Below are 14,062 nucleotides of genomic sequence, written 5' to 3' on the forward strand. Positions count from 1 at the left end.
CCTTAATTACAATTTTATTTGATCAAGAGATCTCCTTTTTTATATTTCTTTTTTTCTCTTCTTGTAAATTCAGAGAAAATTACATCCTCATTAACTTCAACGGTATATATCTCTTTATTACCTAATTTCATTACTCCATCATCAGTTAAAAAATTCGGATTTAAATAAGTACTTCTACTTTTTTTATCTTTTAGTTTTTTCTTGATTTGACCATCAATCTTAATATCAGATAAATAGGAAATGTTAAAATGTAAGACATTATCGTTACTCTTATTTCCTTTTGCATCAAAAACTCCCAAACTAGTTTGCGGATATACAGTTTGCCCTACCTTAACAAGCACTCCATTTTTCGAAAAACCTTTATAAATTGCTAAAGTTCCGTCTTTATGTTCAATGAGTACTTGGTTTTTCTTTGAAGTAAAATGAGATACCGTATCCAACTTATATTGATCTTTTACTTCAATTACAAGCCCTTTGCGCACAGCAACAATAGTATCACTATCTTTTGCTCTAAAAACAAAGGATTTCCAATTATCAGGAAGTTCAGAATCAAAATATTTTGTAGAAAGATTACCAGCATCTTTAACCTTGATCCTAGTTCCTTTTTTGAATGGTAATGTGTAAACAAAATCTTTCTTTACTTTAGGATTATATTTACCCCTAATATAACTTGTAGTATATCCATAAGAAATTCCTTGTTCTGGATTACGCCGACGTAATTTTAGTACTATCCCTCTATTGCTATCAACCGTCCCTATAAATTTTTGATTAAAAGATCTACCTCCATAAGCAGTAATATCTGCGTTTTCTAATTTAGTAAATTCAATCATGACTGTATAACTACCAGGTTTTGATTTCTCATAAATGATATCTATACTTTTATCATTATTTCTTCTTGACTCTATATTGATAACTTTTGATTGCCCTTGTATTCCAAAAATTGTCGCAATAAAGAGTATATACGACATAATAATATTTTTTACTTTCATTTAATATTTAACTACAAATTGGTTGACCAATATTTTTAAAACGAAAGTAATGAATTTTAACATTTAAACTTAAAAAAATTAACAGAAAAAAATATTCACGTACTTAGTACAATTTAATTCAAATTATATCAAATCACAATACCAGAAAGAAGTATCCCAGCTTTTATCATCTTCGTCTGTAAAACAATTATCATCATCATCAGATGATGGAGTGTAATTTCTTAACACCTTATCTCCTATTTCGAAATTTATTGGATCACTAAAAATTGGACCATCAAAAACAAAGGTATGGAACTCTCCATTTTCTCCACAAGGATCTACATTTTCTGGTAAATCATTTAGAAACGATTCATCCAGTATCCTACCGCAAAAAGAATCATCAAGGTATTTAGCATTTACACAAACAGTAATTGCTTTAAATCCTAGATTAATGAATTCTAACAAAAGTTCTTTTGTGTTTTTTTTCCAAAGAGGAAAAACCCCTTGAATTCCAATACTCCTTAGTTGATCTTCTCTATAAATCCGTAAATCCTCTAAGAAAATATCTCCAAAAACACAATGTGTATATCCTTCTGATTTTAAATTCATCACATTATCTTTCATTACCTCATTGTATGAAGTCATAGAAACGTTTGCAGAAAGTTTTATTTTATGCAAAGGTAAATTTAGACTTACTGCTTGGGCATCGAGAAGAGACTCTCTCAATCCGTGCATGGATACTCTTTTAAAATCATCATTAATTGTAGTAACTAGTTTCGTTATATTATACTCTTTTTGTTGTAATGTATAATATAATGCCAGTGAAGAATCCTTACCACTACTCCAATTAAAATACGTTTTACGCATCTTATAGAAAACTTTGGATCGCTAATGCATAACTCTGTAGACCAAAACCAAGAATAACACCTTTTGCATTTGGAGAAATATACGATTGATGTCTAAACTCCTCTCTGCTAAAAGTGTTGGAAATATGTACCTCAATAACAGGAACATCTACTGCTTTAATTGCATCACCAATACCAATGGAAGTATGTGTATAGGCTCCTGCATTTAGAATAACACCATCAAAAGTATCATTTGCTTCTTGAATTTTAGTAATTAACTCTCCTTCAATATTGGATTGAAAATATCCTAATTCAACATCTTTAAATCTCATTTGTAATTCTGAAAAAAAATCTTCAAAAGTCTGACTTCCGTATATACCGGGTTCTCTTTTGCCTAAAAGATTTAGATTAGGGCCGTTTAATAGTAAAAGTTTCATTCTTATTGTTCTCGTATGATTCTTCGATTATCTTTAGTTTTAAACAAATATCCCACTGATAATTGTGCAACTGAATTTCTATTGGTAATATCTATAACTCCAGTATCATTAATATTTGTTAATCCTAAATTATATCTAACTTGAAAAAACAAACCACTCTCTAACTTATAACCTGCACCCACAGCCCAGCTAAAATCAAAATCATTAAAAGAGTCAAAAAATGGATCATTATCAGCTACATCATCATTTCCTACTGTCGTTAAAATTGAAAATTGTGGGCCTGTTTCTAAACTAATTTTTTCTGTAACATAGAATTTGGTTACAATAGGTAATGAAATATAATTTAGACTAATCTTTTGTTCTTGTCCAGCTACTTCTACCTTATATCCTTGTGCTGAATATAACAGTTCTCCTTGAATATAAAATTTACTTGAAATAGGATACTCTACCAAAGCACCTAGATGTATCCTCACTCTCCCGCTAGTATCATCAGCATCACCAAGAATACTACTGTAATTTATACCTCCTTTAAAACCTGCACGAGCATATAATGGGTCTTCATCAGAAATTTTCTGAGCATTTACAGAAATGAAACTAAAAATAATCACAATGAGAATAAAAACATTTCTTTTCATAATCTAATAATAAGTTGATACTCAAAAGTAGCTTTATTTTTTATAACCATATGTAAGTAACTAAAAAAACTGCTATCAAAAACTAGAGAAAACCTATTACAGAAGACGAAAGTAAATTAATCTTCAAAATTTAACAATCTATTAATTACTGAAAGTAAGAGTGTTAGATTTTACAAGGAAAAAATATCAAAAAAATATAGAAAACTGGAGTAACAAAATTATCATCAATGTAACTAATGTGTGTATTAACAAATAAACAAACATTATGAAAAAATTGATTTTAACTGCAATTGCAGTATTCACACTAACTTTTGTCAACGCACAAGATGGAGGTTTCGCTAAAGGAGATATTTTTGTTTCTGGATCTTTTGGTTATAACTCAGAATCAACGGGAGATAATAAAAATAATACCTTTAGCATTACTCCTAGAGTTGGTTTTTTTATTACCGAAAATATTACCGTGGGAGCCAGACTTGGTTATACAACTCAAAAAATTGAAATTGGTGGAGGAGAGACCAAAATCAATACACTGAATGCAGGTGCTTTTGGTAGATACTACTTCACACCTTCTAACAAGTTTTCTGTTTTTGGTGAACTTGGATTTGATTATGTATCTGCTAAAACAGAAATAGCATCAATCGATTCTACTACTGATGGATTTGGTATAAGTGTTGGACCAGGTGTAAGCTATTTCTTAAGTGATAACTTTGCACTTGAAGCATTTTGGGGTGCATTAGGATATGCTACAAGCAAAGCTGATGGTGCCGCAGATTCAACTGATCTTTTCACAATAGGCCTAGATCTAGATGACATTAACTTAGGTTTAGTATACAAGTTCTAATATAGAGCACATATAAATTTTAAACTCCATCATATACATAATTATGATGGAGTTTATTTTTTTGAACAATAAATATTTCTTTTTTCATCCCCTATTTTCAGGAATAATCTTACTTAAAATCTACCTGAAAACAGTGGTTTTTTTCATGAATAGCTGATATACATTTGTTTCAACTTTAAACAAACAATGATCATGAAAAAATTAATTCTAACTGCTCTTGCAGTATGCAGCTTAACATTTGCTAATGCTCAGGATGGGGAGCAAACTTCTAAAGGAAAATGGCTAATTGAAGCCAATACTAATTTTGGCGCTGCTCACACAGCCAACACTGGTATACAATTCACTACTTTTTCTGACGATGCAGGATCCATTTTTAATATTGGATTAGAAGGTGGATATTTTATTATCGACAATTTAGCCTTAAAAGCTGGATTAGGATATGGATCAATTAAAGCTAATTCTGATGCTGATGCAGTTGATAGGTTTAGTTATAAAATTGGTGCTAAATATTACGTTATAGGGTCTATACCTGTACAAATAGATTACAGTGGTATCAGTAGCGATGCCGATGAAGATCCTTCTTACTTTGGTATTCAAGGTGGGTATGCTTTTTTCATTGGAGACAATGTTAGCATTGAGCCTGGAGTAAGATATAATTTAAGTTTAAATGATGATTTCTATACGGATGCATTCCAACTTAATATTGGATTTGCTATTCATCTATAAAAACTATCTTTTATAAATTTATTAAACCATCCTGATTAGATCAGGATGGTTTTTCTTTTTATATTAGAAAAATGAAATGGAGTCACGCCATAAAAGACTATGAACATTATCTAAAAATAGAAAGAGGACTTTCTGATAATTCCATCATTAACTATAGTCTTGATATTCAAAGACTAATCAAATATCTAGAAGCACACGATATACAAAAGACTCCATTATCCATAGAAAAAGATATACTACAACAATTTATATATGAAACCGCAAAACTAGTAAATGCTAGATCACAGGCCCGAATCATATCTGGATTAAAAAGTTTTTTTAATTATTTAGTTTTTGAAGATTATAGAGATACAAATCCAATGGAACTTATAGAAGCTCCTAAAATTGGAAGAAAACTACCCGATACTTTATCATTAGAAGAAATAGATTTAATTATTTCTAAGGTAGATTTAAGCAAAGCTGAAGGAGAGCGTAATCGAGCCATTATCGAAACACTTTATGGTTGTGGATTAAGAGTTAGCGAATTGATCAATATAAAACTCTCGGATCTTTTCTTTGATGAAGGTTTTATTAGTATCACTGGTAAAGGTGATAAGCAACGATTTGTTCCTATTGGAGATGTAACGCAGAAATACATCAATATTTACAAGGATGAAATAAGAACTCATCTAAATATTCAGAATGGACATGAAGATACATTGTTTTTAAACAGAAGAGGTAAGCAACTGACACGAGCTATGATTTTTACTATTGTAAAAAGACTTGTAGAAAGAGCCGAAATTCATAAAAATATAAGTCCGCACACCTTCCGACATTCTTTTGCCACCCATTTATTAGAAAACGGAGCAGATCTTAGAGCTATTCAATTAATGTTAGGTCATGAAAGTATTACGACTACAGAAATATATATGCATATGGACAGAAGCCATCTTAGTGAGGTAATTAATACATTTCATCCAAGAAGATAGTATGATTTTGAATACCTTAAGAAAATACATTACCTATATCCTATTTTTAAGTTGCTCTTTAATCTATTCCCAACGCTTCAGTGCAGATGGAGGTGTTATGCTTAAGGCAGAAATTACTATTGGCAATCAAAATCAATGGTTAAAACTAGGAGCTTATGGTTTTGGAACTTTAAACTATGGAGATATTTCTATGGAAACTGGATTATCCTTTGCTTCTTATCAATTCTTAAAACGACATACTGTTAACGGTTCTGGACTCGCATATTCTTATGAATTTTTTGCATTAGCTGGTATTGGTAAAAACAGTAATTTACTAGGTTCATCTATTTCTAACCTAAACACCACCCTTATATTTAACCCTAATGGAAAAGGAGGTTTTAATGGTTTAGGCTTTGGTTTTAGTAAAGATTATCTTCCTAAATCTTTGAAATCATATGGGCTAAGACGTGGAGCATTTCTTATGCGATTTAGTAACGCAAATCATAATATCCATTTCGCCTTTCAGAATGATTTTAGTATTGGACTATTTAAGGGAGCGGGCACCGATTATGGTGTTACAGGTTCTTTGGACATTGGTTTTACTAAAATAATTGATCCACAAACAATACAAAAACTTGGGATTGGTATTGATTTATTTACGCCAAGACCTGATTACAGTCAATCCCCCAGAAATCAAGTAAACTCTGATGATGGACGTAAAAACGTATGGTTTACACTACCTCCTTTTAAAGAGTTATTTTATGGAAACTTATACGGATATGTAACACATCAAGAAAATGATTTTTCTATACATTCTAAACTAGGAATTAATAGCCAAAAAGCAGGAGCATATATACAAAACATACTGCACGATGGTTTAGGGCTAAATCCTAGATTCCCTTGGTTAGTAGAAACCAAAGATAAAATCTATATAGAAGTAAGCGGAAATGTATTTTATAAAACGACTACAGATGATTAAAAAACAATTCTTATTTCACCTGTGTCTTCTATTGCTTTGCAGTAGCTGTAATACTTACACCACATTTTATAGTAAAACTCATGTAGAAATCAATTTAGAAAAATTCTCAAAAATTCACCGTTTAGACCTAAGCAATCAAAAACTTAAAGAGTTACCTAACTCAATTACCAAATTAAAAGATCTTAGAATGATTAATCTAAGTAATAATAAGGGGTTAGATATCGACAATAGTCTCAGGGTGCTTTCGGTTCATAAAAATCTAGAAGTATTAATCTTAGATAGCTTAGATATTAAAACAATCCCTGAATCCATCAAACTATTCCCTAAGCTAAAGCAGATTTCATTAATAAATAATCCAGGCTTTGATCTCTCACAAATACTACAGCAAATTTCTGAATTACCCATTGAGTTTTTAAACCTAAAAAATAACCAGCTCACTAAAATCCCTAAGAATATAACAGCACTCAATACGCTAAGAGATTTAAATTTATCATATAATGAGATACACGATGAAGCAAGTTATTCTCATTTAGGAAAATTACCCGATTTGTATTCTTTATGGATAGATCATAACAATCTAAAGGAGTTACCAAATACTATTAGTAAACTTAATCAAATTCGATTTTTTTATATAGATCATAATGATTTAGAAACGCTTCCTGATCAATTAAAGGAAATGAAAAGTGTGTGGGTAATACACGCCGGGTTTAACAAATTTAAAGAGCTCCCTAGTGTTTTTTCAAGTATGAAATCTTTACTTATGGTACATATTAATAATAATGAGATTGTATCAATCCCTATTACCTATGAAACTGAAAAATACCCGTTAGCGGGACTAATTTTGGATAATAACCCACTATCTCAAGAAGAGATCGTAAAAGCAAAAGAAACTTTCAAAGGGTTCTTCCTACTGTCGTTCCAACAAAAGAATTATAAATAACAAAGACTCTCGGAAAAACCGAGAGTCTTTTAGTATTGTTATTATATCTTAAAATAAGATTTAATTAGGTCGCGTTGCTCTACCTGAAGGCATAGAAGTATCCGAAGTCATTGTAACAGGATTTGAAGGACCTGTAGTAATACCTGCAGTTCCGCTTAATGGCTCAATGTAGAAAGGTGCTGGATCATTATCGCCAAAAGGCTCTACGGTAATAAAAACTCTTCTACTTGCTACTGAAGCAGGAAATGTAACCCCAGTCAATGGAATTTGACTTGGAAGTACAAGAAAATCTTCCCCAGGAAAATCTGGAATCATCCCTCCAGAACCACTAAAGAAATTAGCATCATCTCTTCCTTCTGCATCAGAAAATGTACCAGTCGAAACTGTTACATTACCGAAATCTACCCAACCTTCATATTTCCAACCACTCGCTAAAGTAGGTAATGTTAATCCTGCAGATGTTCCATCCATAAACCAAACACCAAATTCATCATTATCAGCTACATCATCAGTTGGAGTAGCTAGAAAAAACTGTCCCGCTGTACTAGATAAATCCGCAACTACTGGCGCAAAATTAAGCGTCGCAGTATTAGATCCATTAAAACTTCCTGTCAAAATTTTAGCATCAGAAGGAACATTATCTGTATCGCCTACTGGTTCTACAGTAAGAACGAATTCGGTAGCATCAGCTAGGTCAGAAGCTAATACTGTAAGATTTATAGTTCCCGCAGGGTTTGTAAATCTACTAGTTGGTACCGCTTGACCATCTACTATTAACCATCCTTGGTAGGTAGAACCTCCAGTTAAGTTTTCTAATCCAATTGTTTCTATAGCAACATTAGCTACAGGTGGTCCGTCATCACTAGAACAGGAAACACCCAATAATCCTAAGGCGATTGCTGCCATCGCCATCATCTTGTTTTTCATCATTTTTTGCTTTTTTAATTTAATTCTTGATAGTATGGATATCAATATTCAAATTAACTACAAAAAGCTGATAAAATTGTACGTTTTAAACGTTATTTTTCAACGTGTATTAAAGAATTTTATGCTTCTGGCGGCGCTTGTTGCGGTTTTTTGAACAATTCTATATAAGATTTTCCGATGTGGGAAATAATATCTCTTGCTAATAAACCTTGATAACCAGTTTGTTGAATTGCTATATCCCCAGCACTGCCATGTAAATAAACTCCAAATACTGCAGCGTACAGCGAATCATATCCTTGAGAAATCAAACCTGTAATAATTCCTGTTAACACATCTCCACTACCAGCTGTAGCCATTCCTGGATTACCAGAAGTATTTACATAAATATCGTCTTGATAAATAACCAAGCTATTTGCACCTTTAATGACGATAATACAATCATGCTTTTTAGAAAACACCTTTACCTTATTAATCTTATCAAAATCATCTTTCCATGCTCCTATTAGTCGTTTTAATTCTCCAGGATGTGGCGTTAATACCGTTTTTGCGGGTATATATTGTAAGAAATCTGACTTATTAGCCAATATATTAATTCCATCCGCATCAATAACCAACTTAGTTTTATTTTGCTTTAAGAATTCACCAAATGCCTCAATCGTTTTATCATTAGTTCCTAAACCAACCCCTACTCCAATAACGGATGGTTTAATGTCAAACTTTATTTTAGATATATAATCATCTTCTTCATCCGTAATAACCATTGCTTCAGGAACCGACGATTGTAAAATATCATATCCACATTCTGGAATATATGCAGTAGCAAGCCCCGCTCCTATTCGTAAAGCAGCTTCTGTTGCTAAAACTGTACTACCTATTTTACCATAACTTCCTCCAATAAGTAGACAATGTCCATAATCTCCTTTATGAGCAAATTTATGACGAGGCCTGTATAGAGAAAGTACTTCGTTCTTACCTATTAATTCTGCAAAGCCCGGAGTTTGGGATATAAACTCTCTACTTAGGCCAATATCAATAACCTCCATATCTTGGGAATACTGTCCAGTTTCTGGTAAGAAAAATATTAGCTTAGGTAGTTGAAAAGTAACGGTCGTAGAAGCATATATAACACCTTCGGGATCATCTGGCGCTTTATCTGCATATAAACCTGAAGGTACATCTATAGATAAAGTAAAACATCTAGACGCATTAATATGTTTAATTAAATTAATAACCCAAGGTACTACCGGCCTATTTAAACCTATCCCAAAAATTGCATCGATTACCATATCCTGTTGCTTAATTTCTGGAAAATCCTCATTAGACTTTAGTTGCACAGGCCATTCTACACCTATTCCCTTTAAACGATCATAATTAACTAGGAAACCATCAGATCTTTTATCACTAAAATTTACAATATATGTCTTTACATGATATCCATGTTCCACTAACAAACGTGAAATCACTAAACCATCTCCTCCATTATTTCCAATACCGCAAAATACATGAATCGGAATCGGAGCTCCTTGCAATCGTTGATGTAAAACATTAAATATTTGAGTAGCAGCTCTTTCCATTAACTCTAAAGAAGTAATCTTTTGAGATTGAATAGTTACTTCGTCTGCCTTACGCATTTGATCAGCGGAAAATATCTTCACAAGTTTAAATTTTAGTGATTATTTTTTGATACATTTTACAAACATTGATAATCCTTTTTGATTAGTTTTTTTTAAGAATGCCTTAATGAATACAGCCTTAAATTAAAGTATCAATAAAAGTTTATGATTACTAACGTTTTTATTTTGTTCAAAAGTAAAAAATTATACATTTGAACTTAAATATAAATTAAACTAATGTTTAGTACGGTTTCAATCTCGGTTTTACTTTTCGCGTTAGGAACAACAGCGGCTTTCGCCTACACTTCATTTACACGTACTTCTACTATTATTATTACCCTTAGGGGTTAATCATTTATATATCATAGAAATTAAGTAGTTAGTTTATTTTAAGTAAATAATCTAACGAAAAGCTTTATTAAATACATCATTATAAAAAATATATTATGAACGTTCTAAAATTTGGAGGTTCCTCGGTTGCAAATGCAACTACTATAGAAAAAGTTATAGAAATCATCGAAAAACAATCTGTAAACAAACCTCTTTATGTGGTTGTTTCTGCCCTTGGTGGAATTACAGATCTACTAATAAAGGCTGGCAAAGAAGCTTCTTCTAACAACGAAAAATATAAAAATACACTAACAACTATAGAAAGTAGGCATCTCGAAGCTATCAAGGAATTAATCCCGGTGGTTTCGCAAAGCTCTATCATCAGTAAAGTCAAATCAGAGTTAAATAAACTAGAATCTTTGTGTGAAGGAGTATATCTTTTAAGTGAGTTATCTCCTAAAACTGAATCTGTAATTGCTAGTTTTGGAGAAATGCTATCCTCTTTTATAATTTCTGAAGCTGCTAAAGTAAAAGGATTAGACATCGTTTTAAAAGATTCTAGAGATTATATAATAACAACTGAAGCTTCGAAAGTTACTATTGATTATGAGGAAACCAATTTTAGAATAAAACGATATGCCGAGGATAACAAACATCAGATCAGTCTATTTCCAGGTTTTGTAGCAAGGACATCGGTTGGAGAACCTACAACTTTAGGAAGAGGCGGATCAGATTTTACAGCAGCAATTTTAGCATCAGGTATACACGCAGAAAAATTACAAATTTGGACAGATGTAAGTGGAATGTATACTGCCAATCCTAAATTAGTAAAACAAGCAAAACCTGTATCACATATTTCTTATCAGGAAGCCATGGAATTGTCCCATTTTGGAGCTAAAGTTATTTATCCTCCAACCATTCATCCGGTTTTAGATAAAAATATTCCAATTGTTATCAAAAATACTTTTAAACCTGAAGATAAAGGTACCTTGATAACTAGAGAAGTTACTAATAGACCAAAACCAGTTACCGGTATTAGTCATATCGATAACATCTCTATAATATCACTAGAAGGAAGTGGAATGGTAGGTATTCCAGGATTTTCAAAACGTTTGTTTGAAGCTCTATTTCTAGAAAACATCAATGTAATCTTAATTACTCAAGCTTCTTCTGAACATTCCATCTGCTTAGCTGTAGAAGCTATTGATGCAGAAAAAGCTAAAACAGTTTTAGATTCTGCTTTCGAGTTTGAAATTACAAAGCATAAAGTAGATCCTGTTAAAATTGAAAACGATGCTGCTATTGTTGCTTTAGTTGGTGATAATATGTATCACCATCAAGGTTTAAGTGGTAAGATGTTTAGCACTTTAGGTAAAAACAATGTAAATATTAGAGCAATAGCTCAAGGAGCTTCAGAAAAAAATATTTCTGTTGTAATTGGGAAAAAAGATATCAAAAAAGCCCTAAATATATTACACGAACGTTTTTTCGAAGTAAAAACAAAACAACTAAACTTATTTATTACAGGTGTAGGTAATGTCGGTAGTAAATTATTATCACAATTAGAACAACAAAAAAGTTACTTAAAAGATAAATTACGTTTAAAGATACGAGTGGTTGGAATTTCTAATTCAAGAACTATGGTTTTTGATGAACAAGGAATTAAACTAAATTCTTGGGAAGAAAAATTAGCTAGTGGAGAAAAAGCGAATTCAGAAAAATTCTTTGAAACTGCTAAAGCAATGAATATCCGTAATTCGATTTTTGTAGATAATACTGCAAATCCAGATATTGCCAAAGTATACAAGCACTATTTATCAGAAAGTATGGCAGTTGTAACCTGTAATAAAATTGCTTGTGCTGATGAATATGTTAACTATTCTGAATTAAAAGAGCTTTCGCGAAAATTTAGTGCTTCTTTTCTTTATGAAACTAATGTAGGGGCTGGTTTGCCTATCATAGATACATTAAACAATCTAATTGCATCGGGTGATAATGTACATAAGATACAAGCAGTATTATCGGGTAGTTTAAATTTTGTATTTAACAATTATAATGAAGACACTAATTTTTATGATGTTGTAAAACAAGCACAAGAAGAAGGATACACTGAGCCAGATCCAAAAATTGATTTAAGTGGTGTAGATGTTGCTCGAAAAATTTTAATTCTAGCCAGAGAAAGTGGTCAAATAATGGAGCTAGATGATATCGAAAAGGATGCTTTTTTACCACAACAGAGTCTCGACACTTCAACTGTTGATGATTTTTTCGAATCATTAAAAAAGAACGAAGCTCATTTTTCTCAAATTCTTGAGGAAGCTAACAAAAAAGAATGTAGATTAAAATATGTCGCTCAATATGAGAATGGTAAAGCAAAGGTAGGTTTACAACATATACCTTCGGATCATCCATTCTACAATTTAGAAGGAAGTGATAATATTGTTCTTTTTTATACAGATCGCTATCCAAAACAACCTCTTATTGTAAAAGGAGCTGGTGCTGGTGCAGAAGTAACGGCTTCTGGTATATTTGCTGACATTATAAGAATTGGTAAAAAGTAAATCTCAATATTAACATGAAAAGTATAAAGATATTTGCTCCAGCTACCGTTGCTAATCTATCTTGTGGATTTGATGTCTTAGGCTGCTGTTTGGATACTGTAGGAGATGAAATGGTCATATCACTTAGTTCGAAACCAGGTGTAAGAATTACTAAAATTGAAGGAGCTGCTCTCCCTTTAGACACTAAAAAAAATGTAGCTGGTGTTGCTGTAGAAGCTTTATTAGCTAATTATAAAAATGAAATAGGAGTAGATATTGAAATTTACAAAAAAATCAAAGCAGGAAGTGGTATTGGCAGCAGTGCTGCTAGTAGCGCAGGAGCCGTTTGGGCCGTAAATCATTTATTGGATCATCCCTTTTCTCCTCATAAATTAGTCGAATTTGCGATGGAAGGAGAAAAACTAGCTAGTGGAAATGCACATGCAGATAATGTCGCTCCTGCCCTATTAGGCGGATTTACTTTAGTGCGAAGTTATGCCCCTTTAGATGTGATAAAATTACACACTCCTGATGATTTGGTAATGACTGTTATTCATCCTCAAATTGAAGTAAAAACTTCGGATGCGCGATCCGTTATAAAACAAAATGTAACATTAAAGCAAGCAATACATCAATGGGGTAACGTTGGAGGTTTTATATCTGGGCTTTTTACTGAGGATTATGATTTAATAGGTCGTAGTTTAGAAGATGTGATCATAGAACCTATGCGATCGATTCTAATTCCGGAATTTGAAAACGTTAAAAAAGCCGCCATTGCAGAAGGTGCTTTAGGATGTGGGATTTCGGGTTCTGGACCTTCCATATTTGCTTTAAGCAAAAGTATGATTACTGCGGAAAACGTGGGAAACGCAATACATAAAGTGTATACAAAAACAGGACTTGACTTTGATATTCATATTTCTAAAATCAATAGTCAAGGAGTTAAAATAATAAATTGATATGCAAGAAATTAAAAAAATAGCAACAGGTTCTCCTTGGGAAGACATTGTAGGATATTCTAGAGCCATTAAAATTGGTAATATCATTGAAGTATCAGGAACAACTGCTCCAGGAAAAAACGAATATGAGCAAACCAAAGCTATTATTGAGTCCGTAAAGAATGTACTAAAAGAATTCAATGCTGATTTAGATCAAATAGTTAGAACTAGAATATACTGTACAGACATTAGCAAATGGGAAGAAATTGGTAAAGCTCATGGTGAATACTTTGGCAAAATAAAACCTGTAACATCAATGGTAGAAGTTTCTAAACTAATTGATCCCAATATTTTAGTAGAGATTGAATTTTCTGCTATAGTTTCATAATACTAAAA

Annotated in this window: 14 protein-coding genes; 8 read left to right on the plus strand and 6 right to left on the minus strand. The window is 32.1% G+C overall.

All coding sequences use genetic code 11. From position 1 onward, the window contains the following. Positions 1-14: 14 nt before the first annotated feature. From D1815_RS06125 to D1815_RS06140, 4 genes are all read right to left on the minus strand, one after another. Positions 15-968 carry a M23 family metallopeptidase gene (locus tag D1815_RS06125; RefSeq protein ID WP_158594425.1) on the minus strand — a complete coding sequence of 318 codons (954 nt, stop codon included), beginning with the start codon at positions 966-968 and terminating at the stop codon, positions 15-17. A gap of 144 nt (positions 969-1,112) precedes the next feature. Then, complete coding sequence (locus D1815_RS06130) at positions 1,113-1,835, minus strand: diphthine--ammonia ligase (protein WP_118386327.1); 723 nt, start codon at positions 1,833-1,835, stop codon at positions 1,113-1,115. A 1-nt stretch (position 1,836) separates the two neighbouring features. After that, positions 1,837-2,250, minus strand: a complete 414-nt coding sequence (gene aroQ / locus D1815_RS06135) for a type II 3-dehydroquinate dehydratase (protein ID WP_027391304.1) — start codon at positions 2,248-2,250, stop codon at positions 1,837-1,839. 2 nt (positions 2,251-2,252) lie between these two features. Then, positions 2,253-2,885 carry a porin family protein gene (locus D1815_RS06140; RefSeq protein ID WP_051335918.1) on the minus strand — a complete coding sequence of 211 codons (633 nt, stop codon included), beginning with the start codon at positions 2,883-2,885 and terminating at the stop codon, positions 2,253-2,255. Between the two features lie 265 nt (positions 2,886-3,150). Between D1815_RS06140 and D1815_RS06145 the strand changes: the two genes are divergently transcribed. The 5 genes from D1815_RS06145 (at position 3,151) to D1815_RS06165 (ending at position 7,318) form a co-directional block, all read left to right on the plus strand. Then, a complete protein-coding gene (locus tag D1815_RS06145) occupies positions 3,151-3,726 on the plus strand; it encodes a porin family protein (protein WP_118386328.1) in 576 nt (191 codons plus the stop codon). Positions 3,727-3,918: 192 nt separating this feature from the next. After that, positions 3,919-4,452 (plus strand): hypothetical protein, encoded by a 534-nt coding sequence (locus D1815_RS06150; RefSeq protein WP_027391302.1) that lies wholly within the window; start codon positions 3,919-3,921, stop codon positions 4,450-4,452. 71 nt (positions 4,453-4,523) lie between these two features. Then, a complete protein-coding gene (gene xerD, locus D1815_RS06155) occupies positions 4,524-5,420 on the plus strand; it encodes a site-specific tyrosine recombinase XerD (RefSeq protein ID WP_118386329.1) in 897 nt (298 codons plus the stop codon). 1 nt (position 5,421) lies between these two features. Further along, complete coding sequence (locus tag D1815_RS06160; protein WP_118386330.1) at positions 5,422-6,378, plus strand: hypothetical protein; 957 nt, start codon at positions 5,422-5,424, stop codon at positions 6,376-6,378. Beyond that, positions 6,371-7,318, plus strand: coding sequence for a leucine-rich repeat domain-containing protein (locus tag D1815_RS06165; protein WP_027391299.1), 948 nt, complete (start codon positions 6,371-6,373; stop codon positions 7,316-7,318). Before D1815_RS06160 ends, D1815_RS06165 begins: the two co-directional genes overlap by 8 nt. A 60-nt stretch (positions 7,319-7,378) precedes the next feature. On the opposite strand, the gene D1815_RS06170 is transcribed toward D1815_RS06165, so the two are convergent. Beyond that, a complete protein-coding gene (locus tag D1815_RS06170) occupies positions 7,379-8,248 on the minus strand; it encodes an anti-sigma factor (RefSeq protein WP_118386332.1) in 870 nt (289 codons plus the stop codon). A gap of 116 nt (positions 8,249-8,364) precedes the next feature. Further along, positions 8,365-9,900 carry a bifunctional ADP-dependent NAD(P)H-hydrate dehydratase/NAD(P)H-hydrate epimerase gene (locus D1815_RS06175; protein WP_027391297.1) on the minus strand — a complete coding sequence of 512 codons (1,536 nt, stop codon included), beginning with the start codon at positions 9,898-9,900 and terminating at the stop codon, positions 8,365-8,367. A gap of 404 nt (positions 9,901-10,304) precedes the next feature. Between D1815_RS06175 and thrA the strand changes: the two genes are divergently transcribed. The 3 genes from thrA to D1815_RS06190 are packed head-to-tail and all read left to right on the plus strand — an operon-like array spanning position 10,305 to position 14,054. Further along, on the plus strand, positions 10,305-12,749 hold the full coding sequence (gene thrA / locus D1815_RS06180; protein WP_118386333.1) for a bifunctional aspartate kinase/homoserine dehydrogenase I: 2,445 nt from the start codon (positions 10,305-10,307) through the stop codon (positions 12,747-12,749). 14 nt (positions 12,750-12,763) lie between these two features. Further along, positions 12,764-13,687, plus strand: coding sequence for a homoserine kinase (locus tag D1815_RS06185; RefSeq protein ID WP_118386334.1), 924 nt, complete (start codon positions 12,764-12,766; stop codon positions 13,685-13,687). A 1-nt stretch (position 13,688) separates the two neighbouring features. Then, complete coding sequence (locus tag D1815_RS06190; protein WP_027391294.1) at positions 13,689-14,054, plus strand: RidA family protein; 366 nt, start codon at positions 13,689-13,691, stop codon at positions 14,052-14,054. Positions 14,055-14,062 lie beyond the last annotated feature (8 nt).

The organism is Aquimarina sp. AD1 (assembly GCF_003443695.1).
Classification (GTDB): domain Bacteria; phylum Bacteroidota; class Bacteroidia; order Flavobacteriales; family Flavobacteriaceae; genus Aquimarina; species Aquimarina latercula.

What these genes read in the sequence shown, in the direction of transcription:
- D1815_RS06145 (WP_118386328.1), top strand. Translation starts at nt 3,151, where the DNA reads ATGAAAAAATTGATTTTAACTGCAATTGCAGTATTCACACTAACTTTT.
- D1815_RS06190 (WP_027391294.1), top strand. Translation starts at nt 13,689, where the DNA reads ATGCAAGAAATTAAAAAAATAGCAACAGGTTCTCCTTGGGAAGACATT.
- D1815_RS06160 (WP_118386330.1), top strand. Translation starts at nt 5,422, where the DNA reads ATGATTTTGAATACCTTAAGAAAATACATTACCTATATCCTATTTTTA.
- D1815_RS06170 (WP_118386332.1), bottom strand. Translation starts at nt 8,248, where the DNA reads ATGATGAAAAACAAGATGATGGCGATGGCAGCAATCGCCTTAGGATTA.
- D1815_RS06140 (WP_051335918.1), bottom strand. Translation starts at nt 2,885, where the DNA reads ATGAAAAGAAATGTTTTTATTCTCATTGTGATTATTTTTAGTTTCATT.
- D1815_RS06130 (WP_118386327.1), bottom strand. Translation starts at nt 1,835, where the DNA reads ATGCGTAAAACGTATTTTAATTGGAGTAGTGGTAAGGATTCTTCACTG.
- aroQ (WP_027391304.1), bottom strand. Translation starts at nt 2,250, where the DNA reads ATGAAACTTTTACTATTAAACGGCCCTAATCTAAATCTTTTAGGCAAA.
- xerD (WP_118386329.1), top strand. Translation starts at nt 4,524, where the DNA reads ATGAAATGGAGTCACGCCATAAAAGACTATGAACATTATCTAAAAATA.
- thrA (WP_118386333.1), top strand. Translation starts at nt 10,305, where the DNA reads ATGAACGTTCTAAAATTTGGAGGTTCCTCGGTTGCAAATGCAACTACT.
- D1815_RS06150 (WP_027391302.1), top strand. Translation starts at nt 3,919, where the DNA reads ATGAAAAAATTAATTCTAACTGCTCTTGCAGTATGCAGCTTAACATTT.
- D1815_RS06125 (WP_158594425.1), bottom strand. Translation starts at nt 968, where the DNA reads ATGTCGTATATACTCTTTATTGCGACAATTTTTGGAATACAAGGGCAA.
- D1815_RS06185 (WP_118386334.1), top strand. Translation starts at nt 12,764, where the DNA reads ATGAAAAGTATAAAGATATTTGCTCCAGCTACCGTTGCTAATCTATCT.
- D1815_RS06165 (WP_027391299.1), top strand. Translation starts at nt 6,371, where the DNA reads ATGATTAAAAAACAATTCTTATTTCACCTGTGTCTTCTATTGCTTTGC.